The sequence below is a fragment of the Pseudomonas sp. B21-012 genome (assembly GCF_024749305.1).
GTDB lineage: Bacteria > Pseudomonadota > Gammaproteobacteria > Pseudomonadales > Pseudomonadaceae > Aquipseudomonas.
In genome coordinates, this window is sequence record NZ_CP087197.1 from 1,545,110 (window position 1) to 1,569,184 (window position 24,075).

Annotated in this window: 22 protein-coding genes; 14 read left to right on the forward strand and 8 right to left on the reverse strand. The window is 63.0% G+C overall.

The features are described 5' to 3' along the window. The first annotated feature begins 143 nt into the window (after positions 1 to 143). From hrpA to LOY37_RS07155, 6 genes are all read left to right on the forward strand, one after another. Complete coding sequence (gene hrpA, locus LOY37_RS07130; protein ID WP_258610025.1) at positions 144 to 4,049, forward strand: ATP-dependent RNA helicase HrpA; 3,906 nt, start codon at positions 144 to 146, stop codon at positions 4,047 to 4,049. A gap of 205 nt (positions 4,050 to 4,254) precedes the next feature. After that, positions 4,255 to 5,376 (forward strand): beta-ketoacyl-ACP synthase III, encoded by a 1,122-nt coding sequence (locus LOY37_RS07135; protein WP_195883324.1) that lies wholly within the window; start codon positions 4,255 to 4,257, stop codon positions 5,374 to 5,376. A 111-nt stretch (positions 5,377 to 5,487) separates the two neighbouring features. After that, positions 5,488 to 6,099: an RNA polymerase sigma factor gene (locus LOY37_RS07140; protein WP_045193411.1), complete on the forward strand. Its 612-nt coding sequence runs from the start codon at positions 5,488 to 5,490 to the stop codon at positions 6,097 to 6,099. Next, a complete protein-coding gene (locus LOY37_RS07145) occupies positions 6,093 to 6,323 on the forward strand; it encodes an anti-sigma factor (protein WP_093386024.1) in 231 nt (76 codons plus the stop codon). Before LOY37_RS07140 ends, LOY37_RS07145 begins: the two co-directional genes overlap by 7 nt. A gap of 198 nt (positions 6,324 to 6,521) precedes the next feature. Then, positions 6,522 to 7,835 carry an OprO/OprP family phosphate-selective porin gene (locus tag LOY37_RS07150; RefSeq protein ID WP_045193409.1) on the forward strand — a complete coding sequence of 438 codons (1,314 nt, stop codon included), beginning with the start codon at positions 6,522 to 6,524 and terminating at the stop codon, positions 7,833 to 7,835. A gap of 84 nt (positions 7,836 to 7,919) precedes the next feature. Continuing rightward, positions 7,920 to 9,044 carry a GNAT family N-acetyltransferase gene (locus LOY37_RS07155; RefSeq protein ID WP_258716546.1) on the forward strand — a complete coding sequence of 375 codons (1,125 nt, stop codon included), beginning with the start codon at positions 7,920 to 7,922 and terminating at the stop codon, positions 9,042 to 9,044. A 32-nt stretch (positions 9,045 to 9,076) separates the two neighbouring features. On the opposite strand, the gene LOY37_RS07160 is transcribed toward LOY37_RS07155, so the two are convergent. From LOY37_RS07160 to LOY37_RS07175, 4 genes are all read right to left on the reverse strand, one after another. Then, positions 9,077 to 10,909, reverse strand: coding sequence for an ABC transporter ATP-binding protein (locus LOY37_RS07160; RefSeq protein WP_258716547.1), 1,833 nt, complete (start codon positions 10,907 to 10,909; stop codon positions 9,077 to 9,079). Positions 10,910 to 10,973: 64 nt separating this feature from the next. Further along, positions 10,974 to 11,531 (reverse strand): peptidylprolyl isomerase, encoded by a 558-nt coding sequence (locus LOY37_RS07165; RefSeq protein WP_258716548.1) that lies wholly within the window; start codon positions 11,529 to 11,531, stop codon positions 10,974 to 10,976. Next, positions 11,525 to 12,337 (reverse strand): alpha/beta fold hydrolase, encoded by an 813-nt coding sequence (locus LOY37_RS07170; RefSeq protein ID WP_045193405.1) that lies wholly within the window; start codon positions 12,335 to 12,337, stop codon positions 11,525 to 11,527. Before LOY37_RS07170 ends, LOY37_RS07165 begins: the two co-directional genes overlap by 7 nt. A 14-nt stretch (positions 12,338 to 12,351) precedes the next feature. Beyond that, a complete protein-coding gene (locus tag LOY37_RS07175) occupies positions 12,352 to 13,275 on the reverse strand; it encodes a LysR family transcriptional regulator (RefSeq protein WP_045193404.1) in 924 nt (307 codons plus the stop codon). 49 nt (positions 13,276 to 13,324) lie between these two features. Here LOY37_RS07175 and LOY37_RS07180 point away from each other — a divergent pair, with 49 nt between their 5' ends. The 3 genes from LOY37_RS07180 to LOY37_RS07190 all read left to right on the forward strand — a co-directional run bounded on the left by LOY37_RS07180 (position 13,325) and on the right by LOY37_RS07190 (position 15,405). Then, the gene (locus tag LOY37_RS07180; RefSeq protein ID WP_258716549.1) at positions 13,325 to 13,639 is read left to right on the forward strand and encodes a 3-phosphoglycerate kinase; all 315 of its coding nucleotides are present in this window, start codon (positions 13,325 to 13,327) and stop codon (positions 13,637 to 13,639) included. Between the two features lie 109 nt (positions 13,640 to 13,748). Next, complete coding sequence (locus tag LOY37_RS07185; RefSeq protein WP_258716550.1) at positions 13,749 to 14,348, forward strand: FMN-dependent NADH-azoreductase; 600 nt, start codon at positions 13,749 to 13,751, stop codon at positions 14,346 to 14,348. A gap of 178 nt (positions 14,349 to 14,526) precedes the next feature. Next, positions 14,527 to 15,405 carry a carboxylate/amino acid/amine transporter gene (locus tag LOY37_RS07190; protein WP_045193401.1) on the forward strand — a complete coding sequence of 293 codons (879 nt, stop codon included), beginning with the start codon at positions 14,527 to 14,529 and terminating at the stop codon, positions 15,403 to 15,405. Here LOY37_RS07190 and LOY37_RS07195 read toward each other — a convergent pair. Beyond that, complete coding sequence (locus LOY37_RS07195; RefSeq protein ID WP_045193400.1) at positions 15,346 to 16,647, reverse strand: mechanosensitive ion channel family protein; 1,302 nt, start codon at positions 16,645 to 16,647, stop codon at positions 15,346 to 15,348. The two genes, LOY37_RS07190 and LOY37_RS07195, sit on opposite strands and share 60 nt — an antisense overlap. A 144-nt stretch (positions 16,648 to 16,791) precedes the next feature. Here LOY37_RS07195 and LOY37_RS07200 point away from each other — a divergent pair, with 144 nt between their 5' ends. Next, a complete protein-coding gene (locus LOY37_RS07200) occupies positions 16,792 to 18,117 on the forward strand; it encodes a DEAD/DEAH box helicase (protein ID WP_258716551.1) in 1,326 nt (441 codons plus the stop codon). A 528-nt stretch (positions 18,118 to 18,645) separates the two neighbouring features. On the opposite strand, the gene LOY37_RS07205 is transcribed toward LOY37_RS07200, so the two are convergent. Together LOY37_RS07205 and LOY37_RS07210 are read right to left on the reverse strand one after the other, a co-directional pair. Next, the gene (locus LOY37_RS07205; RefSeq protein WP_258715096.1) at positions 18,646 to 19,575 is read right to left on the reverse strand and encodes a transposase; all 930 of its coding nucleotides are present in this window, start codon (positions 19,573 to 19,575) and stop codon (positions 18,646 to 18,648) included. A gap of 255 nt (positions 19,576 to 19,830) precedes the next feature. Beyond that, positions 19,831 to 20,100 (reverse strand): hypothetical protein, encoded by a 270-nt coding sequence (locus tag LOY37_RS07210; protein WP_045193398.1) that lies wholly within the window; start codon positions 20,098 to 20,100, stop codon positions 19,831 to 19,833. Positions 20,101 to 20,226: 126 nt separating this feature from the next. Between LOY37_RS07210 and LOY37_RS07215 the strand changes: the two genes are divergently transcribed. Beyond that, entirely contained in the window at positions 20,227 to 20,619 is a 393-nt protein-coding gene (locus LOY37_RS07215; RefSeq protein WP_093385881.1) for a transcriptional regulator, read from the forward strand. Between the two features lie 109 nt (positions 20,620 to 20,728). After that, positions 20,729 to 21,655 carry a DMT family transporter gene (locus LOY37_RS07220; protein ID WP_258716552.1) on the forward strand — a complete coding sequence of 309 codons (927 nt, stop codon included), beginning with the start codon at positions 20,729 to 20,731 and terminating at the stop codon, positions 21,653 to 21,655. Here the strand turns inward: LOY37_RS07220 and LOY37_RS07225 are convergent. Further along, complete coding sequence (locus LOY37_RS07225) at positions 21,606 to 22,787, reverse strand: MFS transporter (protein ID WP_258716553.1); 1,182 nt, start codon at positions 22,785 to 22,787, stop codon at positions 21,606 to 21,608. The genes LOY37_RS07220 and LOY37_RS07225 overlap by 50 nt on opposite strands. 106 nt (positions 22,788 to 22,893) lie before the next feature. Between LOY37_RS07225 and ptrR the strand changes: the two genes are divergently transcribed. Both ptrR and LOY37_RS07235 read left to right on the forward strand, forming a co-directional pair. Beyond that, complete coding sequence (ptrR, locus tag LOY37_RS07230) at positions 22,894 to 23,787, forward strand: putrescine utilization regulator PtrR (RefSeq protein ID WP_258716554.1); 894 nt, start codon at positions 22,894 to 22,896, stop codon at positions 23,785 to 23,787. Between the two features lie 124 nt (positions 23,788 to 23,911). Then, positions 23,912 to 24,037, forward strand: coding sequence for a PA1414 family protein (locus tag LOY37_RS07235; RefSeq protein WP_010223057.1), 126 nt, complete (start codon positions 23,912 to 23,914; stop codon positions 24,035 to 24,037). Positions 24,038 to 24,075: the final 38 nt, after the last annotated feature.

Below are 24,075 nucleotides of genomic sequence, written 5' to 3' on the forward strand. Positions count from 1 at the left end.
TTGGGTAACTTCAGATAAGCCGCGGCTAAACAATCGTCCGCCCGCCCGCAACCGTGCCGAGCGTCGGCAAATCTGCGACAATCGCAGCCCTTGAAAAGCCGATCATGCAAAAGCAGGCTCACCTGCACGACTAAAAAGCCCCCATGACTGACCACGCGATTGATCAACTGCTGAAAAACCTCGACCACGCCATGATTGCCGAGCGCCACCGTCTGCGCCGGCAGTTGCACGAGCTGCGCAAGCGCCCGGATGAGGCCAGGCTTGCGCAATGGGTCGACAAGGTCCAGGCCTCCTGCGCCCAGGTCACCGCGCGCAAGGCCAGCGTGCCGAGCATCCGTTACGACGACAGCCTGCCGATTGCAGCCAAGCGTGACGAGATCAAGAAGGTTCTGGCCGAGCATCAGGTGCTGATCATCGCCGGCGAAACCGGCTCGGGCAAAACCACCCAGCTGCCGAAGATCTGCCTGGAACTGGGCCGCGGCCAGCACGGCCTGATCGCCCATACCCAGCCACGACGGATTGCCGCGCGCAGCGTTGCCACCCGGGTTGCCGAAGAGCTGGGCACGCCGCTGGGGGCGCTGGTCGGCTACCAGGTGCGCTTCGAAGACCAAAGCGACGCCAATACCCTGGTCAAGCTGATGACCGACGGTATCCTGCTGGCCGAAACCCAGCACGACCGCTTTCTCGAGCGCTACGACACCATCATTGTCGACGAAGCCCACGAGCGCAGCCTTAACATCGATTTTCTGCTCGGTTACCTCAAGACCCTGCTGCCGCGTCGCCCCGATCTCAAGGTCATCATCACCTCGGCGACCATCGACCTTGAGCGCTTCTCCAAGCACTTCAACGATGCGCCGATCATCGAGGTGTCGGGCCGCACCTACCCGGTGGAAACCTGGTACCGGCCGGTAACCCGCGAGCAGGACGAGGAGGGCAACCGCGTCGAGGACGACCTCACCGTCGACCAGGCGATCCTCGCCACCCTCGACGAGATTGCCGCCTTTGAGCGCAGCCAGGGCAAGGGCCCGGGCGATGTGCTGGTGTTCCTGCCCGGCGAGCGCGAGATTCGCGACGCTGCCGAGATGCTGCGCAAGGCGCAGTTGCGCCACACCGAAATCCTGCCACTGTACGCACGCCTGTCGCCGGCCGAGCAGCAGAAGATTTTCCAGTCCCATCCGGGGCGGCGCGTGGTGCTGGCCACCAACGTTGCCGAAACCTCGCTGACGGTGCCGGGCATCCGCTATGTGATCGATAGCGGCACCGCGCGCATCAGCCGCTACAGCTACCGGGCCAAAGTTCAGCGCCTGCCGATCGAAGCGGTGTCCCAGGCCAGCGCCAACCAGCGCAAGGGCCGCTGCGGGCGGGTCGAGCCGGGCATCTGCGTGCGCCTGTACAGCGAAGAAGACTTCAATGCGCGGCCGGCCTTTACCGACCCTGAGATCCTGCGTACCAACCTGGCGGCAGTCATCCTGCAGATGCTGCACCTGCGCCTGGGCGATATTGACGCCTTCCCGTTCATCGAGCCGCCGGACGGCAAGGCCATCAGCGACGGCTTCAACCTGTTGCAGGAGCTCTCGGCGGTCAACCGCGAGAACCAGCTCACGCCCCTGGGCCGCCAGTTGGCGCGCCTGCCGGTGGACCCGCGGCTGGGCCGCATGCTGCTCGAAGGCGCCAAGCAGGGCAGCCTCAATGAGCTGTTGATCGTCGCCAGTGCGCTGTCGGTGCAAGACCCGCGCGAGCGGCCGCCGGAGCGCCAGCAAGCGGCGGACCAGGCCCATGCGCAATGGAAAGACGCCGACTCCGACTTCGCCGCGCTGGTCAACCTGTGGCGTGGCTTTGAAGAGCAACGCCAGGCCCTGACCGCCAGCCCGCTGCGCAACTGGTGCCGGAAGAATTTCCTCAACTACCTGCGCCTGCGCGAATGGCGCGATGCTCACCGTCAGCTCAGCCTGATCTGCCGCGACCTGCAGTTGAGCATCAATAAAGAGCCTGCCGACTACCCGCGCCTGCACAAGGCGATCCTCTGCGGTCTGCTCAGCCAGATCGGCCAGAAGAGCGAAGACGGTGACTACCTCGGCGCCCGCCAACGGCGCTTCTGGGTGCACCCCTCGTCCGGCCTGGGCAAGAAGCGTCCGCAATGGTTGATGACCGCCGAGCTGGTGGAAACCACCAAGCTCTATGCGCGCATGGTGGCCAAGATCGATTCGGACTGGATCGAGCCGCTGGCCGGGCACCTGATCAAGAAGAACCACTTCGAACCGCACTGGGAGAAGAAGCGCGGCCAGGTGGTGGCCTTCGAGCAGGTCACCCTCTATGGCCTGATCGTGGTTGGCCGGCGGCCGGTGCATTACGGCCCGGTCGACCCGGTAATGTCGCGCGAGCTGTTTATCCGCGAGGCCCTGGTCGGCGGCGAGATCCAGTCCAAGGCCAGGTGCCTGACCGCCAACCGGCGCTTGCTTGAGCAACTCGACGAGCTGGAAGCCAAGGCCCGTCGGCGCGACATCCTCGCCGATGAAGAAACCCTGTACGGCTTCTATGAGGCGCGGCTGCCGGCCGAGATCCACCAGACCGCAACCTTCGACAGCTGGTACCGGGTCAACAGCCAGAAAGACCCGCAGTTGCTGATCATGCGCGAGGAAGACGTGCTGGCCCGCGAGGCCAGTGAGGTCACCGCCGCGCAGTACCCGGACACCCTGCGCCTGGGCGACCTGAGCCTGGCCCTGAGTTACCACTTCGAGCCAAACCATCCGCGCGACGGCGTTACCGTGCGGGTGCCGGCGCCGCTGTTGCCGAGCCTGCCGGGCGAACGCCTGGAGTGGCTGGTGCCGGGCCTGCTGGAAGCCAAGTGCATCGCCCTGGTGCGCAACCTGCCCAAGGCCTTGCGCAAGAATTTCGTGCCGGTGCCGGACTTCGTCAAGGCCGCCCTGCAGCGCATGAGCTTCGCTGAAGGTTCGTTGCCCCAGGCGCTTGGCCGCGAGTTGCTGCGCATGACCGGTGCGCGGGTCAGCGACGAAGCCTGGGCCGAAGCTGCGGCCCAGGTCGACAGCCACCTGAAGATGAACCTGGAAGTGGTCGATGGCCAGGGCAAGTTCCTCGGTGAAGGCCGTGACCTGGCCGAGCTGACCGCGCGCTTTGCCGCGGCCAGCCAGGCCGCGCTGGCGGTCCCGCAAACCGCGCAAAGCCAGCAGCCGGTGCAGGCCAAGGCCTTCACCCAGGTGGCCGAGACTGCGCAACAAAAGTTTGCCGGGCTGTCGATGACGGTCTATCCGGCGCTGGTGGAAGAAAACGGCACGGTCAAGGAAGGGCGCTTCTCGACCCAGGCTGAAGCCGAGTTCCAGCACCGCCGAGCCTTGCAGCGCCTGCTGCTGCAACAACTGGCGGAGCCGGCCAAGTTTTTGCGCGGCAAGCTGCCGGGGCTGACCGAGCTGGGCTTGCTGTACCGCGAGCTGGGTCGGGTCGAGGCGCTGGTCGAGGACATTCTCCTGGCCAGCCTCGACAGTTGCATCCTTGAAGGCGAGGCTACCCTGCCACGCGATGGCGCCGGCCTGGCCTCGCTGGCCGAGCGCAAGCGCGGCAGCTGGGCCGAGCACGCCGAGCGTCTGGCTCGCCTGACCCTGGAAATCCTCAAGCTCTGGCATGGCCTGCAAAAGCGCTTCAAGGGCAAGATCGACCTGGCCCAGGCCGTGGCCCTCAACGACATCAAGCAGCAACTGGGCAACCTGGTCTACCCCGGCTTTGTCCGCGAAACCCCGGGGCTGTGGCTCAAGGAGCTGCCGCGCTACCTCAAGGCGATCGAGTTGCGTCTTGAGAAGCTTGGCGCCCAGGTGCAGAAGGACCGGGTCTGGAGCGGCGAGCTGGGCAACCTCTGGAGCCAGTACCAGACCCGCCTGGACAAGCACCTGCAGGAAGGCAAGCGCGACGAGCAGCTGCAGCTGTACCGCTGGTGGCTAGAGGAATACCGGGTGTCGTTGTTCGCCCAGCAGTTGGGCACCAAGGTCCCGGTTTCCGACAAACGACTGAGCAAGCAGTGGAGTCAGGTGGAAGCCTAAACCCCTGCAGTTGTGGCACACTTGACCGATATACGCCGCGCATCCCGGAATAACCTGCCGGGCCTGCGCGGCTCACGCATGCAGCACTGCGCAGTGGCCCGCAAGCTGGGGGCATTGCCAGTCAAAGTTGGTACTTTGGTGCCAACTCAAACCGACCGAACAGGCCGTTGCCGGGCTGGCAATGGCCCCGAACAGAGGAACGACCGTGCATAACGTCGTCATCAGCGGCACCGGCCTGTACACCCCGGCCAACAGCATTTCCAACGAAGAGCTGGTGGAGTCCTTCAATACCTACGTGCAGCAGTTCAACCGCGACAACGCCGCCGCCATCGAGCGCGGTGAAGTCCAGGCCCTGGCCGAGTCCAGCGCCGCCTTCATCGAAAAAGCCTCGGGTATCAAGAGCCGCTTCGTCATGGACAAGGACGGCATCCTCGATCCGCAGCGCATGAAGCCGCGCCTGCCCGAGCGCTCCAACGACGAACCGTCGATCCTCTGCCAGATGGCCGTGGCCGCCGCCGAGCAGGCTCTGCAACGCGCCGGGCGTACTGCCGCCGACGTCGATGCGGTGATCGTTGCCTGTTCCAACCTGCAGCGCCCGTACCCGGCGATTGCCATCGAAGTGCAGCAGGCGCTGGGCATCAACGGCTTTGGTTTCGACATGAACGTAGCCTGCTCGTCGGCCACCTTCGGCATTCAGACTGCCTGCAACAGCGTACAGTTGGGCCAGGCCCGCGCAGTGCTGGTGATCAGCCCGGAAATCTGCACCGGCCACCTGAACTTCCGTGACCGCGACAGCCATTTCATCTTTGGTGATGCCGCCACCGCCGTGTTGGTGGAGCGCGCCGACCTGGCCACCTCCAGGCACCAGTTCGACATCGTCAGCACCAAACTGCTGACCCAGTTTTCGAACAACATCCGCAACAACTTCGGCTTCCTCAACCGCGCGGCCGAAGAGGGCATTGGCGCCCCCGACAAGCTGTTCGTCCAGGAAGGCCGCAAGGTGTTCCGCGAGGTCTGCCCGATGGTCGCCGAGCTGATCGGCCAGCACCTGACCGAGAACAACCTCAATGTCAGCGACGTCAAGCGCTTCTGGCTGCACCAGGCCAACCTGAGCATGAACCACCTGATCGTGAAGAAACTGCTTGGTCGTGACGCCCTCGAAGAAGAGGCACCGGTAATCCTCGACAGCTACGCCAACACCAGCTCGGCAGGCTCGGTAATCGCCCTGCACAAGCATCAGGACGACCTGCCACAGGGCGCCCTGGGCGTGCTCAGCTCGTTCGGGGCCGGCTATTCGATCGGTAGCGTGATCCTGCGCAAGCGTTGAGTTGCAACTACCGGTGAAGTGTCCCACGTTGTTGCGACACTTCACTGATAGCGTTGGCTGTAACAAATCCGCCTAATCGGACTCTACCCGCAGAACGATGGATGGATGGCGATGACTGCTGAACAACAAACCCGCTTGCTGGAGCGGCTGCTCAAGGGTGAGCAACAGGCGTTCAAGGAACTGGTCGACAGCTATCAGGGCGCCATGCGCGCAGTGGCCTATGCGATTGTCGGCAGCCGGCATGCCGACGAAGCGGTACAGGACGCCTGGCTGGCGGTGGTGCGCAACCTCAAGGGGTTCGAGCAGCGCTCGAGCCTGAAAACCTGGCTGCTGACCATTACCGCCAACGCGGCCAAGACCCGCTACAAGCAAAATCGTCGCGAAGTGCTTCTCGATGACCTGCCAGGCCCGCATGGCACCATTGGCGATGAGCGCTTTGCTACCGACGGCCACTGGCTGCAAGGGCCTTCGGCCTGGCATGAGGACACCCCTGAAGCCCTGCTCAGCCGCGAGCAGATGCGTGAATGCCTCGAGCACACCTTGCTCAGCCTGTCGGAACTGCAATGCAGTGTGCTGGTGCTACGCGAGCGTCAGGGCCTGGAGCTCGAGCAGATCTGTAATCTTCTCGAGATTTCCCTCTCCAATGTCCGCGTATTGCTGCACCGCGCGCGCCTGAAGGTCTTCGCCACCCTGGAACATTTCGAGGAAACCGGTCAATGCTGAGCTGCAAGGAACTCGTCGCCCGCTCCAGCGACTACCTGGATGGACAACTGACCCTGGGCGAGCGCCTGATGGTCCGTCAGCACCTGTTGTTCTGTCGCCATTGCCGGCGCTTTCTCAAGCAGATGCGCGTGGCCCAGGCCACGGTACGGGCTTTGCCGGAACAACCGGCGGGCGACAGCGAGGCACTGGCCGAGCGTCTGGCGCGGGAGCTGAAAAACTCCTGAATCCGGCTCGGGAGGCTCTGCAACGGAGCTTTCCGGCTTATTTCATTTCGAAGTAAAAAAGTTCCCCTGTCACAAAACATTTATCTAAAAGCCACTGATCTGACATACACCCCCGCCAAGATTCCTCCCCAGCACAAGTGGCCTGAGCCGCGTGTTTTTCCAACATTATCAAGACCATAAAGTAGGGGAGCTTCTTCGATGATCCGTAAGCACTTCGCAGGTTTCGTAGCCAGCGCCTTGGCCATGGCCGTTACCGCCCAGGCTTTCGCGGGTACCGTGACCACCGACGGCGCCGATATCGTAGTCAAGACCAAGGGTGGCCTCGAGGTCGCTACCACCGACAAGGAATTCAGCTTCAAGCTGGGCGGTCGGATCCAGGCTGACTACAGCCGTTTCGACGGTTTCTACACCAACAACGGCAATACCGCCGACGCCGGTTACTTCCGCCGCGCCTACCTGGAACTGGGCGGCGTGATGTACAAGGACTGGGCCTACCAGATCGCCTACGACTTCTCGCACAACTCCGGCGGTGACAACCGTTCCGAAGACGGCTACTTCGATGAAGCGTCCCTGGCCTACAACGGCTTCAGCCCGGTATCGATCAAGGTCGGTCGTTTCGACCCCGAGTTCGGCCTGGAAAAAGCCACCAGCTCCAAGTGGGTGACCGCGCAGGAACGTACTGCCGCCTATGACCTTGTCGACTGGACCAACGCCCACAACGGCGGCCTGGGTATCCAGGCTTCGGGTACCGTCGGTGACTCGCTGTACGGCTCGGTCGGTGCCTTCGCCAAGGACGCCACCAACCAGGACAAGGACGGCGACAGCACCAAGCAGTTCAACCTGCGCGGCGTCTTCGCGCCGATGCACGAAGCCGGCAATGTCCTGCACTTCGGTATCAACTACGCCCAGCGTGACCTCTCCGACACCGCCTTCGATGGTCGTATCCGCAGCCGCCTGGGCATGCGCGGCGTCAGCACCGACGGTGGCCAGGATGCCGGCAGCAACGGCAACCGCCTGACCCTGGGCGGCGCCAACAACACCCCGGCCGGTGCCTACGACACCGACAAGGCCTGGGGCCTGGAAGCGGCATGGGCCATGGGCCCGTTTTCGGTACAGGGCGAATACGTCAAGCGTGACGTCCAGGCCGACAGCGCCTCGTTCTCCGACATCAAGGCAGACGGCTACTACGGCCAGCTGGCCTACACCATCACCGGTGAAGCCCGTGGCTACAAGCTCGGCAAGTTCGACAGCATCAAGCCTTCGAACAAGCAGATCGGTGCCTGGGAAGTGTTCTACCGCTATGACCACCTGAGCGTCGATGACGACAACGGCGCCTTTGCCAACATCGATGATGTCGAAGGCAAGGTCCACAACGTCGGCCTGAACTGGTATGCCAACGAGTCGATCAAACTCAGCGGTGTGTACGTCAAGGCCAAGGTCGACAACGCCCAGAACGCTGCCGGCGACGACAGCGGCGACGGTTTCGTAATGCGCGCGCAGTACGTGTTCTAAGCAACACCGCTCCTCATCCGTTAGATCTTCAGCCCCGCTTGCGCGGGGCTTTTTTTCGTCTGCGCGACGAGGCAGACTGCGCCAATGCCCAAGCTCATCCTGCAACACCTAGCCGAACTCACGCCTGCCACCTGGGACGCCCTGGTGCCGGGGGACCAGCCGTTCCTGCGCCATGCATTCCTGTCCAGCCTGGAAGACAGCGGCAGTGTCAGCCGTCGTACCGGCTGGAGCCCCGCGCACCAGTTGCTGACCGACGGCGCCGGGCAACTGCGAGCGGCCTTGCCGGCCTACGTGAAAACCCATTCATTCGGCGAGTACGTGTTCGATCACGGCTGGGCCGATGCCTGTGAGCGGGCGGGTATTGCCTACTATCCCAAGCTGCTGTGTGCCGTGCCGTTCTCGCCGGTGACCGGCCCACGGCTGCTGGGCGACCCGCAGGCGGCGGCCGAGTTGGTGGATCAACTGACCGATGAACTGTTCGAGCAGGGGATGTCCGGCGCCCATATCAACTTCACCGATGCGCAGGCGGATGCGCTGATGCGCGAGCGTGACGGCTGGATGGAGCGCCTGGGATGCCAGTTTCACTGGCGCAACCAGGGCTACCGCGACTTCCAGGATTTTCTCGATACCTTGAGTTCACGCAAGCGCAAGCAAATGCGCAAGGAGCGCGAGCAGGTGGCGGGGCAGGGTATCGAGTTTCGCTGGTTTCGCGGCGAAGCGCTGAGTGAGGCGCAGTGGGATTTCGTCTTCGCCTGTTATGCCAATACCTATGCCGTACGCCGTCGTGCGCCGTATCTGACCCGGGAATTCTTCAGCCTGCTGGCCGAGCGCATGCCTGAAGCGATTCGAGTGGTGATGGCGCGCCAAGGCGGGCGTGATGTGGCCATGGCCTTCAGCCTGGTCGGTGGCGACAGCCTGTATGGCCGTTATTGGGGCTGCCTGGACGAGTTCGACCGGCTGCACTTCGAGACCTGTTTCTACCAGGGCATGGATTGGGCGATTGCCGAGGGTTTGCAGCGCTTTGATGCCGGTGCGCAGGGCGAGCACAAGTTGATTCGCGGCTTTGAGCCGGTGATCACCCGCTCCTGGCATTACCTGCTGCACCCGGGCTTGCGCCGGGCAGTGGAGGAGTTCCTTGAGCAGGAGCGGGCAGGGGTGTTGGCTTATGCCCAGGAAGCGCGTATGGCGTTGCCTTATCGGCAAAGTTGAGGGCCTCATCGCGGGTCAAGTCGAGGTTACTGTCAGTCGATCCCGACAAACCCCCCGGTCTGGTGGTGCCACAACCGCGCATACAGGCCCTGATGCGCCAGCAACTCCGAGTGGCTGCCCATCTCGGCAATCCGGCCTTTTTCCAGCACCACCAGGCGGTCCATGCGGGCAATGGTCGACAGTCGGTGGGCAATGGCAATCACGGTCTTGCCTTGCATCAGGGTTTCCAGGCTTTCCTGGATTGCCGCTTCGACTTCCGAGTCCAGCGCTGAGGTGGCTTCGTCCATGATCAGGATCGGCGCATTCTTGAGCAGCACCCGGGCTATGGCGATGCGCTGGCGCTGGCCGCCGGAAAGCTTGACCCCGCGCTCACCGACATGGGCATCGAAGCCGGTCCGGCCCTGAGCGTCGGACAGTTGCGGGATGAACTCGTCAGCCCGTGCCCGGCGCACCGCTTCCCATAGCTCATCTTCAGTGGCATCGGGCCGGCCATACAGCAGGTTCTCGCGGATCGAGCGGTGCAGCAGCGAGGTGTCCTGGGTGATCATGCCGATCTGTGCGCGCAGGCTGGCCTGGGTCACCTGGGCGATGTCCTGGCCATCGATGAGGATGCGCCCGCTTTCCAGGTCGTAAAGGCGCAGCAGCAGGTTGACCAGGGTCGACTTGCCGGCGCCGGACGGGCCGATCAGGCCGATCTTCTCGCCGGGGCGGATGTCCAGGTTGAGGCCATCGATGATGCGGCTGCCCTTGCCATAGTGAAAGCTGACGTTGTCGAACTTGACCCCGCCGCGTTCGACCTTGAGCCTGGGCGCGCTAGGCGAGTCGTTGACGCTGACCGGCTGGGCGATGGTCTGCAGGCCGTCCTGGACCATGCCGATGTTCTCGAAGATGCCGTTGACCACCCACATGATCCAGCCCGACATGTTGACGATACGGATCACCAGGCCGGTGGCCAGGGCGATGGCGCCGACGGTGATCAGCGACTGGGTCCACAGCCACAGGGCCAGGCCCGTGGTGCTGACGATCAGCAGGCCGTTGAGGCTGGTGATGACCACGTCCATGCTGGTGACCACGCGGGCGGCCAGCTGGGTTTTTTCGGTTTGTTCGCTGATCGCTTCGCGGGCGTACTGCTGCTCGAAGTCGGTATGGGCGAAGAGTTTCAGGGTGGCGATGTTGGTGTAGCCATCGACGATGCGGCCCATGAGCTTGGAGCGGGCATCGGAGGAGATCACCGCACGGGCCTTGACCCGTGGCACGAAGTAGTAGAGCGCGCCGATGTAGCAGGCGATCCAGGTGATCAGCGGCAGCATCAGCCGCCAGTCGGCCTCGGCAAACAACACTAGCGAGCTGATCGCGTAGATCAGCACGTGCCACAGCGCGTCCACCGCCTGCACCGCCGAGTCGCGCAGCGAGTTGCCGGTCTGCATGATGCGCTGGGCGATGCGCCCGGCAAAATCGCTCTGGAAGAAGTTCAGGCTCTGCTTGAGCACGTAGGTGTGGTTCTGCCAGCGGATCATGCTGGTCATGCCCGGGCTGATGGTCTGGTGCACCAGCAGGTCATGCAGGCCGACGAACACCGGGCGCAGCAACAGCGCCACCACCAGCATCCAGATCAGCTCGCCGCTGTGCTCACTGAAAAAGTTGACGTTCGGCGTGCCCTGGGCCAGGTCGATGATCCGGCTCAGGTAGCTGAACAGCGCCACTTCGATCAGCGCACCGATCAGGCCGACCACCAGCAGGGCGGCAAAGCTCGGCCAGACCTGGCGCAGGTAGTACACGTAGAACGGCCATACCGTGGTCGGCGGCGCCGCAGTGGGCGCCTCACGGAAGATGTCGATCAGTTTTTCGAAGCGGCGAAACAGCATGAAAACGGTAACTCCTGTTCAGTTCGACCCTCGGGCCTGGTTCACGTCCCTGTGAAGCCCAAGGTCAGTCGATGCGTTTGGCCGACTTGATGAATACCGGGTCGACCGGCACATCGCGCATGCCTTTTTTCACTGTGGTGGGCGAGTTGACGATCTGGTCGACCACTTCCATGCCTTTGACGACCTTGCCGAACACCGCGTAACCGCGGTCGCGGCCCGGGTCGAGGAAGGCATTGTCGGCGACGTTGATGAAGAACTGGCTGGTGGCCGAGTTCGGGTCGGAGGTGCGCGCCATCGACAGCGTGCCACGCACGTTCTGCAGGCCATTGCTGGCCTCATTGCGGATCGGGTCCTTGGTGGGCTTTTGCACCATTTGCTCGGTGAAGCCACCGCCCTGGACCATGAAGCCCGGGATCACCCGGTGGAACACGGTGTTGTTGTAGAAGCCGCTGTCCACGTACTGCAGGAAGTTCTTGCTGCTGATCGGCGCCTTGGTTTCGTTCAGTTCGATTTCGATCTGACCGAAGCTGGTATCCAGCAGTACATGAGGCGCTTTTTCGGCGGCGATCAGGCTGGTGGCGAAAACGACCGAGCAGGTGGCGAGCAGGAGTTTTTTCAGCATGGGCTCAATGATCCTTGAGAGGTGGTGGACGCCGCCAGGAACTGCAGCAGCGTCTGATTGAAGACGTGAGGTTGATCCAGGGGTGTAGCGTGCCGGGAATCTTCGATAACCGCCAGCCGTGCCTGTGGAATCAGCGCAACGTAGCGCTCTTTAAGTTGTACCGGGGTGTAATCCTGGTCGGCGCTGATGACCAGGGTAGGACAGTGAATCTGCCCCAGGCGTTGCGCCACGCCCCAGCCGACTATGGCGTCAAAACTGGCCAGGTAGGCGCGTTTGTCGTTCTTTGCCCAGCGCTCGGCCATCTTGCGGCGTAAATCGGCCTGCTGCGGCTTGGGGAACAACCGCTCGGCCAGGCCCTTGCCGATGGTTTCAAGGCTCAGCACCCGGGCCAGGGCCCAGCGCTTGGCCCACCAGATCCAGTCGCTGCGGCTGCGGCGCTTGACCTCCGGGGCGCTGTTGACGATGCACAGGCTGCGCAGCCACTGGGGATGATCGACGGCAAACTGAAAGCCGACCATGCCGCCCATGGACAGCCCGACCAGGTGCACGGGGCCGGTCTGCAACCGCTCGAGCAGGGCCAGCAGGTCGGCGCTGAAGCTGGCGATGCTATAGCGCTCGCGTGGCTTGTCGGAGCGGCCATGGCCACGGATGTCCATGAGGATCACGCGGTAGTGGCGAGCCAGCTCCGGCACCTGCATTTCCCAGTCCTGGCAACTGGAGCCCAGGCCATGCAACAGCACCAGCGGCTCGCCCTGGCCGTATTCCTCGTAGTGTAGCGAGCAACCTTCATGTTCGAAGTAGGCCATCGGCGTGATTCCTGTCAGGCTTGGGCGGGCGCGGCGAAGGGCACATCCAGCGGTGCGGTGTCGAAATTGCGCAGCAACTCGACGAGGATCTGCGTTGCCGGGCCCAAGGGTTTGTCCTTGTTCGAGTAAAGGTAGAACAGTGGGTGGCGACTGCCACCCTGATCCAGCGGTAATGGTTTGAGCAAGCCTTCACGCAGCTCGCGTTCGATCAGGTGCCGCGGCAGCCAGGCAAAGCCCAGGCCGCTGCTGACGAAAGTGGCGGCGGTGGCCAGGCTGCCGACCGTCCAGCGCTGTTCGGCGCCCAGCCAGCCGACATCGCGTGGCTGGGCGCGGCCTGAATCGCGAATCACCACCTGCAGCTGGCTTTCCAGGTCCTGGAAGCTCAGTTCCCGGTTCAAGCGGTGCAGGCTGTGTTCGGGGTGGGCGACGGCGACGAATTCGACCGAACTCAGTTCGGTGCCCAGGTAGCCGGAAATGTTGAAGCCGCTGATGGCAAGGTCCGCAATGCCTTCATGCAGCACCTCTTCGACCCCGGACAGCACCTCTTCGCGCAGGCGCACCCGGCAGCCACGGCTTTGCGGCATGAACGCGCTCAAGGCGCGGACCAGGCGGGCATTGGGGTAGGCGGCATCGACCACCAGGCGCACTTCGGCTTCCCAGCCCTGTTCCATGTGATGGGCCAGGTCTTCAAGCTGGCTGGCCTGCTTGACCAGTTGCCGCGAGCGGCGCAGCAGCACGTTGCCGGCCTCGGTCAGCACCGCCTTGCGCCCGTCGATACGCAGCAGCGGTACGCCGAGCTGGTCCTGCATGCGCGCCACGGTATAGCTCACCGAGGATTGCGAACGGTGCAGGGCCTCGGCGGCCTGGGCAAAACCGCCGTGATCGACCACCGCCTGCAGGGTCCGCCACTGATCCAGGGTTACGCGCGGCGCTTTCATCTTCGGCTCCTGTTGTCCTAAGCTGGCGCTCTTTCATGGAGAGCGTCGTATGAAGAAATGTTGTGCTGTATTGCTGGCCCTGCTTCCGCTCACGGCCCTGGCCTATCCCATCGACGTGGAAAAGGAAGTCGACGGCGTCAAGGTCGACTACACCACCTACGACACCGACCGTGACATCGGCTCGATCAGCGTCAACAACTATGGCGACGTCGACGCCCAGTGCAAGGTGACTTTCCGCAATGGCCCGGAAGCGCCACGGGTACGCCGGGTGAATGTGCCGGCGAAAAAAAGCGTCGATGCCACTGCCAAGTTCAACCGGGAAATCATCAAGCTGCGCATCACCTTGGACTGCAAGCCGAAATAAAACAATTTAACTGATAGGTTGGACCCAGTTTTTACGCTTTTTTATCGATAGGTCAATCATTAATCTTGCCTCCATCGACTTACCGAACTCGCCGATGGAGGCAAGCCCCATGTCCCGTGTACTCGTCATCGAAAGCAGCGCCCGCCAGCAGGACTCGATCTCCCGGCAACTGACCCGCGACTTCGTCAGCCAGTGGCAAGCCGCCCACCCGGCCGACCAGGTGACCCTGCGCGACCTGGCCGTCAACCCGGTGCCGCACCTGGATGGCAACCTGCTCGGCGGCTGGATGAAGCCCGAAACCCAGCGCAATGCCGAAGAGCTAAAGGCCCTGGCTCGCTCCAACGAGCTGACCAATGAAGTGCTGGCCGCCGATGTACTGGTGCTGGCCGCGCCGATGTACAACTTCACCATCCCCAGCACCCTCAAGGCCTGGCTGGACCACGTACTGCGTGCCGGCATTACCTTCAAGTACACCGAAACCGGGCCTCAGGGCCTGCTGACCGGCAAGCGCGCCTACATCCTTACCGCTCGCGGCGGCATCCATGCCGGCGCCAGCAGCGATCACCAGGAACCCTACCTGCGCCAGGTCATGGCCTTTATCGGTATCCACGACGTGACCTTCATCCATGCCGAAGGCCTGAACATGGGCGGCGATTTCCACGAGAAGGGCCTGAACCAGGCCAAGGCGCAGCTTGCCGCCGTGGCGTGAGCCGGCAATGAATTTTCCCGCCTGACACCTGTTGCTCCTTTGGGTGTACCTGCCCGGTCTGCCTCGCGCGTGACCGGGCTTTTTTATGCGGTTTGCCGTGCTAGCCGGCCTTGCCAGCGACTATTGCCGGGTCAGCCGCTAACCGTTAAGGTCGCCGCCTCCACAGCAAGGGGCCAACATGGGCTATTTATTGATCGTCGCGCTGATCCAGGCGTTTTCCTTCAGCCTGATCGGCGAGTACCTGGCTGGGCATGTCGACAGCTATTTCGCCGTGCTGGCGCGGGTGCTGCTGGCCGGCCTGGTGTTCCTGCCGCTGACCCGCTGGCGCCAGGTCGAAGCGCGCTTCATGCGTTCGATGCTGCTGATCGGTGCGCTGCAGTACGGCATCACCTATGTCTGCCTGTACCTGAGCTTCCGCGTGCTGACGGTGCCGGAGGTGCTGCTGTTCACCATCCTCACGCCCTTGCACGTGACCCTTATCGAAGATGCCCTGAACCGGCGCTTCAACCCCTGGGCGTTGGTGGCGGCGCTGGTGGCGGTTGCCGGCGCGGCGGTAATTCGCTTCGACAGCATCAGCCCGGATTTCTTCATCGGCTTCCTGCTGCTGCAACTGGCCAACTTCACCTATGCCGCCGGGCAGGTGCTGTACCGTCACCTGATCGCACGCAACCCCAGCGACCTGCCGCATTACCGGCGTTTCGGCTATTTCTACCTGGGCGCCTTGCTGGTGGTGCTACCGGCCTTTTTGCTGTTCGGCAACAGCCAGCACCTGCCGAGCACCGAGGTGCAATGGCTGGTGCTGCTGTTTTTGGGGCTGTGCCCGACGGCACTGGGTTTGTACTGGTGGAACAAGGGTGCCTGCCTGGTTTCAGGCGGCACCCTGGCGGTGATGAACAACCTGCACGTGCCGGTCGGTTTGCTGCTCAATTTGCTGATCTGGAACCAGCACGAGCCGCTCGGCCGGTTGTTCATCGGCGGGGCGGTGATCCTCGCGTCGCTATGGCTCAGTCGTCTCGGCACTCAGCGCCCGCTGCTGGCTGGGCAGGGTCGAGGGTAACAGGCCGGCGCGCAGGTCATTGCCGCTGGGTTGCTGGTACAGGCTCAGGCCGAACTCCGGCATCACCGCCAGCAGGTAGTCGAAGATGTCGCCCTGGATCCGCTCGTAGTCGGCCCACGCCGTGGTGCGCGTGAAGCAGTAGATTTCCAGCGGCACGCCCTGGGCGGTGGTCTGCATCTGGCGGACCATGCAGGTCATGTTCGGCTGGATCTCCGGGTGGCTTTTCAGATAAGCCAGGGCATAGGCGCGGAAGGTGCCGATGTTGGTCATCCGGCGACGGTTGGCGGACAGTTCGGCGACATTGCCCTGGGCCTCGTTCCAGGCTCTGAGCTCACTGCGCTTGCGGGCAATGTAGTCGGTCAGCAGGCGTACTTCGCTCAGGCGCTGCTCCTCATCGGAGCGCAGGAAGCGCACGCCGCCGGCATCGATGAACAAACTGCGCTTGATCCGTCGCCCGCCCGACTGCTGCATGCCGCGCCAGTTCTTGAACGACTCGGACATCAAGCGCCAGGTGGGGATGGAGACGATGGTCTTGTCGAAGTTCTGCACCTTGACCGTGTGCAGGGTGATGTCGACCACATCGCCGTCGGCGCCGACCTGGGGCATCTCGATCCAGTCGCCGACCCGCAGCATGTCGTTGCTGGTCAACTGCACGCTGGCGACGAACGACAGCAGGGTGTCCTTGTAGACCAGCAAGATGACCGCCGACATGGCACCCAGACCCGAGAGCAGCAATAGCGGCGAGCGGTCGATCAGGGTGGCGACGATAACGATGGCGCCGAACACGAACAGGACCATCTTCGCCAGTTGCACGTAACCCTTGATCGAGCGGGTGCGGGCGTGCTCGGTGCGCGCGTAGATGTCCAGCAGGGCGTCGAGCAGGGCGCTCAGGGCCAGGGTCAGGAACAGGATGGTGAAGGCCAGGGCGAGGTTGCCGAGAAAGTGCTGGCTGGTGGCGCTCAGTTCCGGCACCAGTTTGAGGCCAAACTGCACTACCAGTGACGGGGTGGTCTGGGCCAGGCGCTGGAACACTTTGTTCTCGCGCAGGTCATTGACCCAGTGCAGGGCGGGCTGGCGGCCAAGCAGACGGGCGGCGTGCAGCACCAGAAAGCGCGCCACGCGGCCGAGCAGCAGGGCGATCACCAGCAATACGCCCAGGCCGATACCGGCGTGCAGTAGCGGGTGTTGATCGAGGGTGCCCCAGAGGTCCAGGGTGTTTTGCCACAGCTGTTGAATGTCCATAACGGTGTCGTAAAGGGTCCGCAAGTCGAAAACAAGGCCATTAGAGCGCGGATCGGCAAGAAGTTGCCAAAAGAAATTCGGCTCCGACGCCGGAAAACGTTACCCTATGCAACTGAATTTTTTGCACATGCCCGAGGTACACCCGTGTTTTCCCAATTCGCCCTGCACGAACGCCTGCTCAAAGCCGTGGCCGAGCTGAAATTTGTCGAGCCGACGCCGGTGCAGGCAGCGGCCATCCCTTTGGCGTTGCAAGGGCGTGACCTGCGGGTGACGGCGCAAACCGGTAGCGGCAAGACCGCAGCCTTCGTCCTGCCGATGCTCAACCGCCTGGTTGACCTCAAGCAGAAACGCGTCGAGATTCGCGCCCTGGTGCTGCTGCCGACCCGCGAGCTGGCGCAGCAGACCCTCAAGGAAGTCGAGCGCTTCTCCCAGTTCACTTTCATCAAGGCCGGGCTGATCACCGGTGGCGAAGACTTCAAGGAGCAGGCCGCGATGCTGCGCAAGGTGCCGGACGTGCTGATCGGCACCCCGGGCCGCCTGCTCGAGCAGCTCAATGCCGGCAACCTGCACCTGGAGCATGTCCAGGTGATCGTGCTCGATGAAGCCGACCGCATGCTCGACATGGGCTTTGCCGAAGACGTCGAGCGCCTGTGCAATGAATGCCCGAACCGCGAACAGACCATGCTGTTCTCCGCCACCACCGGCGGCGCCGGCCTGCGCGACATGATCGGCAAGGTGCTGAAAACCCCTGAGCACCTGATGCTCAACAGCGTCAGCCAGCTGGCCGAAGGCACCCGCCAGCAGATCATCACCGCTGACCACAACCAGCACAAAGAACAGATCGTGCAGTGGTTGCTGGAGAACGAGACCTACGACAAGGCGATCATCTTCACCAATACCCGGGTGATGGCCGACCGCATCTACGGTCACCTGGTGGCCAAGGACTACAAGGCTTTCGTACTGCACGGCGACAAAGACCAGAAAGACCGCAAGCTGGCCATCGAGCGCCTCAAGCAGGGCGGCGCCAAGATTCTCGTGGCTACTGACGTTGCCGCCCGCGGCCTGGACGTCGATGGCCTGGACCTGGTAGTCAACTTCGACATGCCACGCAGCGGCGACGAATACGTGCACCGCATTGGCCGTACCGGCCGTGCCGGTAACGAAGGCCTGGCGGTGTCGTTGATCTGTCACGGCGACTGGAACCTGATGTCGAGCATCGAGCGCTACCTGAAGCAGACCTTCGAGCGCCGGGTGATCAAGGAAGTCAAAGGCACCTACACCGGGCCGAAGAAGGTCAAGGCCTCGGGCAAGGCGGCCGGTGTGAAAAAGAAAAAAACCGATAAAAAGGGCGACAAGAAGGTCGTGGCCAAGCGCAAGCCAACAGCCAAGCCAAAGCCTAACGCGCCGCTGGCCAGCGCCGACGGCCTGGCACCGCTCAAGCGCCGCAAACCGGCGCCGGCTGCGGAGTAAGCGCCGGCTTCATAGCCCTCCCACAGGTTCTTTGCAGCCCTTGTGGGAGCAACTGTCTTAAGCAGCTTGCAAGTATTGGGGCAGCCAGGCTGTGTTTGAGCTGATCCATTTGATGATGAGGCGCTGCCGGCGCCTTCCGCCCTTACGGCGGGTCACTTTTGCTTGGCGGCAAAAGTAACCAAAAACGCCCTGTCCCTTCATCGGCCCTGCGCTGCGCTCCGGGTTCCCTCCTTCCACCCTTGCTCCCGTGGGGGCGCGCCGAAGGGCCGTCCCTGGCCCTGCGGCGCTCGCCGGCCATCCATGGCCGTCGCCCCACTACGCAAGGGTTCCACTCGGCCTTCTGCAAGGGACGATCGGTGGCGTCTGCAATTACGTACATCTAGAAGCAGAGCGCTTTTTTGCTTTCGCTTCTCGTGCATCGCCGGTCCATTCGCCGACAAGGCGCAAAGGTGAAGTGTGAGCAGCATCGCCAATGGATCAGCTCGCGCCTCTAAAGGCCTACGCTACCTGTGGGAGCAACTGTCTTGATCAGGCTGTTTGCACTCGCCAAGGGGTATTGTCCCGCAGCATTGCATTCAGCCTGACGATCAGCACCCGCATACAGGCTACGAGGGCGACTTTGGCGCACTTGCCACGCTCCCGAAGTGCTTCGTAGCGTGCTTTAAATTCCGTGTTGTGACGGATGATGATCCAGCTCGACATGTACAGGACTCGCCTTACATGCGCCCGGCCACCCCATATCTGGCGGTGCCCTTGATGGCTACCGCTATCGTTGTTGTAAGGCGCTACGCCCACTAGCGCGGCGATCTGACGGCGGTCCAATTGCCCCAGCTCTGGCAGTGAGGCGAGCAGATTTGCGGCGGTTACCCGACCAATTCCGCTCACCGCCAACAACTGACGCGCCCTGGTGTCGTCCAGTTGCACCATCGCCTGGTCAATTTCTTCGTCAAGGCGTTTGATCAGCACTTTCAGCTGCTCTATGTGCTCATCAAAGTGAGCCATCACCATTGCCGAGCGGCATTGCAGGCGGCGCCGTTTGTAGTCATCACGGCTCTGCACAAATTGGGCGCGCTGCTTCACCAACTCGCGCAGCTCTTCGCGTTCCGGGCTGATTAGTTGGTCTTGAGGAGCGCTGAGGTGTGCAGCGAAGTCCGCAAGGACCTCGGCGTCGATCTTATCGGTTTTGGCTTTTTTACCCATCGCCTCGGCGAATTTCCGGGCACGGGCTGGGTTGATGCAGATGGTTTCGAAACCGGCCGAGCGCAATGCAATCAGCACGTCTTTCTCGTAGCCGCCGGTCGCTTCAATCAACACTCTGCTGATCTTGAAGTCCTTCAGTCGCCCGATCAGCACATCAAAGCCTGGGCGCTCATTGATTACTTCGAAGCGGATTTTCTGAGGTTTGATGCAGATTTCCAACGTGGCTTTGGCAGTGTCGATTCCAACAGAAGACAACATGGCTGAACCCTCTTACACTCAGTTGTGAGAGCGCTCTGGCTTGGCCCACGCTTGTGATTCGAGAGGCGCTCAATCAACTGTTCGGGCTCGGGCCAGAGTGGAGAGGTGAATGGCAGCTTTGCTCCCACACGTGCTTTAAGCACTACCGGCGTACAGCTTGCCATTCACCGCTCTCACTTCTGATTCTATTCCAACCTCAAGACACAAGCGGCGGTGCGGCGACCCGACTTGACCCGCGATTGTTTCACCCCGATTTCAAGTCTTTTTCTCAGCGGTCTTCAATTCCTGCATCCGCTTGTCGATCAGTTGGCACTTGTCCGGCAAGTCCTTGCTGGCCGTGCCCAGCTCCATCTTCTGCAGCTCGTCGTTGATCTCCTTGGCCTTCTGCGGGTTCTGCTCGGTGAGCTTGCTCACTTCCTTGGCCAGTTCTTCGCGCTTGGCCGTCGCTTCTTCCAGCGTGCACGCCCAGCCGGGCAGGGCCAGCAGCAGGCTGGCGGCGGCTGCAATGTTCAACAGGGTTTTCATCGGCAGGCTCCTGGGCAATCAAAGTGAAGTCTTGCGGTTGAGCCTGGCCGGGCGGCGAAAGTTCAGTCGAACCGCAGCCGCGCGCACCGGTCACAATCTTACCTACCCCTGATTGAGGCTATGCCGATGACCACCTACGACTGGGACCTGATCGAACGCCTGTTGCACGAAGCGCAGAACAGCGCCGGCCACAGTTTTACCCCCAGGCCCTACGCCGAGCAGCATGCGGCCCAGCTGGCGGCCGAAGGTGCAGCCCCTGGCGATCTCGATCATCTGAAAACTCTGGCATGTGAGTATGAAAAGCTGCTGTTCGAGCGCGGATACTTTGCCTCACGCCCGGAAGACGAGGGCGGCAACGGCGAGAATTTCATCCTTACCGAGCGGGGCTCGCGGCTGCTGAGCCTGCTGGACAGCAGCATTCCGGGCAACGATCACCCACGCCAGGTGCTGGATGAGCAGGAGGATGCACTGGACGAGGCGACTTTCGATCATTTGGCCTCCAAGGCGCAGATTGCCTGAAGCAGGTAACACAAGGCTGGCATTGAGCGGCCGCCGCCGCTGATAATCGGCGCTGGATCCACTTCTGCCGAGAGCTTGCCATGTTGCTGCCAGAAACCGGGGGCGCCCGATGAGCGCCAGCCGCCGCAATACCGATGCCTTTGCCCTGCAAGTGATGCTGGTGCTGTGCCTGATCTGGGGCATCCAGCAGGTGATGATCAAGTGGGCCGCACCGGATATTGCCCCGGTAATGCAGCAAGCCATGCGCTCAGGGATGGCGGCGGTGCTGGTCGGCCTGCTGATGTGTTTTCGTGGCGGCTGGGACCAGGTCTCCAGCACCTGGCGCGGCGGGCTACTGGCCGGCTCCCTGTTTGGCCTGGAGTTTCTGTTCATCGCCGAAGGCCTGAAGCTGACTTCGGCGGCGCACATGTCGGTATTCCTCTACACCGCACCGGTGTTTACCGCCCTGGGCTTGCATTTCATGCTGCCCAGCGAGCGGCTGCGGCCCTTGCAGTGGCTGGGCATCCTGCTGGCCTTTGGCGGTATTGCCTTTGCCTTTGCCGGTGGCGTTTCCCTTGAGCATCTGGACGGGAAAATGCTGCTCGGTGATGCCTTCGGGGTGCTGGCGGGCCTGGCCTGGGGCGCAACCACCGTGGTGGTGCGCGCTTCGCGGCTGTCGGAGGCGCCAGCGACCCTGACGCTGTTCTATCAACTGGCAGTCGGTTTTGTCGGCTTGCTGCTGATCGCTGTCGCCAGTGGCCAGGTTACCCAGGTGCAGTTCACCCCGCTGTCGATCGGCAGTCTGCTGTTTCAGGGCCTGATCGTGTCGTTTTTCAGCTACCTGACCTGGTTCTGGCTGCTGCGCCGCTATCTGGCCTCGAATCTGGCGGTGTTCTCGTTCATTACTCCGTTGTTCGGGGTGACTTTCGGCGTGCTGTTGCTGGGCGAGCCGTTGAGCCTGAATTTCGTCCTCGGCGCGATCATGGTGCTGCTCGGGGTGACCCTGGTCAGCGCTGAACAGTGGGTGCGCCGGCGCCTGCGCAGCCTGCTCGGCTAGCCTGCGGGCGCAACAGCAGCAGGCCGGCGAGCACCAGCCCGCTGGCGGCGATCAGCAGCGCTGGCTGCAGGCTGCCGGCGAACTGATTGCTCAGCGCCGCCAGCAGCGGTCCACTGAGCTGACCCAGGGCAAAACAGGCGGTCAAAAGCCCGGCATTGCGCTGGCTGGCGTGCGGTGCCAGCTCCCGCGAGCGTTGCATTACCAGTTGCATGCAGGCCAGGAACGGGCCGCCACAGAGGATCACCCCCAGCGCCAGGCCCGGGCCGTTGCCCAGCAGGCAGGCGAACACGCCGGCGGCCTGCAGCCACAGGGTCGCGATCAGCCAGCTTGAGGTGCTGCCCATGCCCGGGCGGCGCAGGCTGACCAGCAGCACGCCCAGCGCCGCCGCCAGACCAAAGCCGGGCCAGAACAGGTCGGCCAGCCACTGCCCGTGAAAGCGCGCGCTGGCCATCTGCGACATGAAGGTCGCGGGGATGATGTAGCCGATACCGTACAGCGCATACACCAGGCCCAGGCGGGCAATTCCTTGCCCGGCTGGCTGGACGCGCGCCCCGCTGACAGTAGGCGCTAGCGTCTGCGGGCGTGGCAGCGCTGGCAGCACGATCAGCAGCATCAACAGGGCAACGGCGGCATAGATCAACCACAGCGGCGCCGAGCCCAGTCCGTTGAGGTTGGCGATCAGCGCCAGCATTCCGGTTAAAAAAATTCCCACCCCGGGCCCGGCAAACACCAGGGCGCCGAGCCGTGGCCGGTTATTGGCCGCTGCCACCTGCTGGCTCAGGCTGGTGAGCATCACCAGCACCCAGGCGCTGGCCACGCCGGTGCCAAAGCGCAGCAGCAGGTGAGCCCAGAAACCGCTGGCCGAGAACGACGCCAGGGTCAGCACGACGCACAGCCACAGACCGCCGTGCAGGCGCGCGCTGACCTGGCCCGGGCGGCGGACGAACATGGCGTCCAGGGCGCCGAGCAGATAGCCCAGGTAGTTGGCGGCGGCGATCAGGCCGGCGGCGGTCAGGCTGACCTGCCCTTCGCTGATCAGGTGCGGCAGCTGTGGAGTGAGGGCGAAGCGGCCGATGCCCATGGCCATCATCAGGGCAACGGCACAGGCGAGAAGGCGAACAACTGGCGACATGGCGGCAATTCCTGCACAAGCGTGAATGACCGTCAGGCTAAAGCCGGTTGACTTTCAATAAAATTGAATAATGATGAGCAGCTTGTTCTGTTTTGGAGAATAGCTCGTGGAGCTCAGCCAATTGCGGATTTTCCAGGCGGTGGCCGAGGAGGGCTCGGTGACCCGCGCCGCCGAGCGCCTGCACCGGGTGCCGTCGAACCTGTCGACGCGCCTGCGCCAGCTCGAAGAGCAACTGGGCGTTGAGCTGTTTCGCCGCGAGCGCCAGCGCTTGCAACTGTCGCCGGCGGGCAAGGTGCTGCTCGATTACGCCGGGCGCATGCTCGCCCTGCACGATGAGGCCTTTGCCGCCGTGCAGGGCGGGCAGCCGGCCGGGGAGTTTGTGCTGGGCTCGATGTACAGCACCGCGGCCATTCATTTGCCCGACTTGCTGGCCCGTTACCACAGTGCTTACCCGACGGTGAACCTGCAGGTGCAGGCGGCGCCCAGCGGCGAGTTGCTCGAAGGCTTGCTCAGCGGCCGCCTGGATGCCGCCCTGGTCGACGGGCCGCTGGCCCTGGCCGGGCTCGACGGCGTGCCGCTGTGCGACGAAACCCTGGTGCTGATCACCGAGCCTGGCCATGGGCCGGTGCGCAGTGCCCGCGATGTCGCCGGGCGAGCGGTGTTCACCTTTCGTCAGGGCTGTTCGTACCGGATGCGCCTCGAGGCCTGGTACGCCCACGATCACGCGGCGATGGGCCGGGTCATGGAAATCGAGTCGTACCCGAGCATGCTCGCCTGTGTCATCGCCGGAGCCGGCGTGGCGTTGATGGCGCAGTCGATGCTCGACAGCCTGCCAGGCCGTGAGCGAGTGGCGGTGCATCGCCTGCAGGCGCCGTTCGATCAGGCCACCACCTGGCTGATGTGGCGCAAGGGCATGCGCGGGGCGAATTTGAGCGCCTGGATCGATTTGCAACAAGGGGAAACAGTTACCCAGGCAGCGCAGATGGCGCAGGAGGCTTGATTGAGATCAAACTTGCCCCCAAGTCATGTTGCACAGACATGCGCATTGCAATACTTGGGACTATGATCTGTATGAAGCATCGCAGGATTTATTCGCCGTGCAGGCTGACCCGTAAGGGGGAGTTATGAGAAACCATCTGTTCAACTGGCTCCACGACCTGGCCGCTGCCCTGGGCCTGATCCCGCCACCGCTGCAGCCGGTGCCGATCCCTACCGACGAAGAACAGCGCAAGCGCCAGCCACGTCGCTAAAACAAATCGGCCGCCGCATCATTGCTGATGCGACGGCC

Bases quoted from the DNA above. Each gene is read 5' to 3' on its own strand.
- LOY37_RS07220 (WP_258716552.1), top strand. From the start codon at position 20,729: ATGAGCGCCAGCCGCCGCAATACCGATGCCTTTGCCCTGCAAGTGATG.
- LOY37_RS07175 (WP_045193404.1), bottom strand. From the start codon at position 13,275: ATGAAAGCGCCGCGCGTAACCCTGGATCAGTGGCGGACCCTGCAGGCG.
- LOY37_RS07235 (WP_010223057.1), top strand. From the start codon at position 23,912: ATGAGAAACCATCTGTTCAACTGGCTCCACGACCTGGCCGCTGCCCTG.
- LOY37_RS07185 (WP_258716550.1), top strand. From the start codon at position 13,749: ATGTCCCGTGTACTCGTCATCGAAAGCAGCGCCCGCCAGCAGGACTCG.
- LOY37_RS07170 (WP_045193405.1), bottom strand. From the start codon at position 12,337: ATGGCCTACTTCGAACATGAAGGTTGCTCGCTACACTACGAGGAATAC.
- LOY37_RS07165 (WP_258716548.1), bottom strand. From the start codon at position 11,531: ATGCTGAAAAAACTCCTGCTCGCCACCTGCTCGGTCGTTTTCGCCACC.
- LOY37_RS07155 (WP_258716546.1), top strand. From the start codon at position 7,920: ATGCCCAAGCTCATCCTGCAACACCTAGCCGAACTCACGCCTGCCACC.
- hrpA (WP_258610025.1), top strand. From the start codon at position 144: ATGACTGACCACGCGATTGATCAACTGCTGAAAAACCTCGACCACGCC.
- LOY37_RS07180 (WP_258716549.1), top strand. From the start codon at position 13,325: ATGAAGAAATGTTGTGCTGTATTGCTGGCCCTGCTTCCGCTCACGGCC.
- LOY37_RS07190 (WP_045193401.1), top strand. From the start codon at position 14,527: ATGGGCTATTTATTGATCGTCGCGCTGATCCAGGCGTTTTCCTTCAGC.
- LOY37_RS07140 (WP_045193411.1), top strand. From the start codon at position 5,488: ATGACTGCTGAACAACAAACCCGCTTGCTGGAGCGGCTGCTCAAGGGT.
- LOY37_RS07195 (WP_045193400.1), bottom strand. From the start codon at position 16,647: ATGGACATTCAACAGCTGTGGCAAAACACCCTGGACCTCTGGGGCACC.
- LOY37_RS07225 (WP_258716553.1), bottom strand. From the start codon at position 22,787: ATGTCGCCAGTTGTTCGCCTTCTCGCCTGTGCCGTTGCCCTGATGATG.
- LOY37_RS07160 (WP_258716547.1), bottom strand. From the start codon at position 10,909: ATGCTGTTTCGCCGCTTCGAAAAACTGATCGACATCTTCCGTGAGGCG.
- LOY37_RS07205 (WP_258715096.1), bottom strand. From the start codon at position 19,575: ATGTTGTCTTCTGTTGGAATCGACACTGCCAAAGCCACGTTGGAAATC.
- LOY37_RS07145 (WP_093386024.1), top strand. From the start codon at position 6,093: ATGCTGAGCTGCAAGGAACTCGTCGCCCGCTCCAGCGACTACCTGGAT.
- LOY37_RS07150 (WP_045193409.1), top strand. From the start codon at position 6,522: ATGATCCGTAAGCACTTCGCAGGTTTCGTAGCCAGCGCCTTGGCCATG.
- LOY37_RS07210 (WP_045193398.1), bottom strand. From the start codon at position 20,100: ATGAAAACCCTGTTGAACATTGCAGCCGCCGCCAGCCTGCTGCTGGCC.
- LOY37_RS07215 (WP_093385881.1), top strand. From the start codon at position 20,227: ATGACCACCTACGACTGGGACCTGATCGAACGCCTGTTGCACGAAGCG.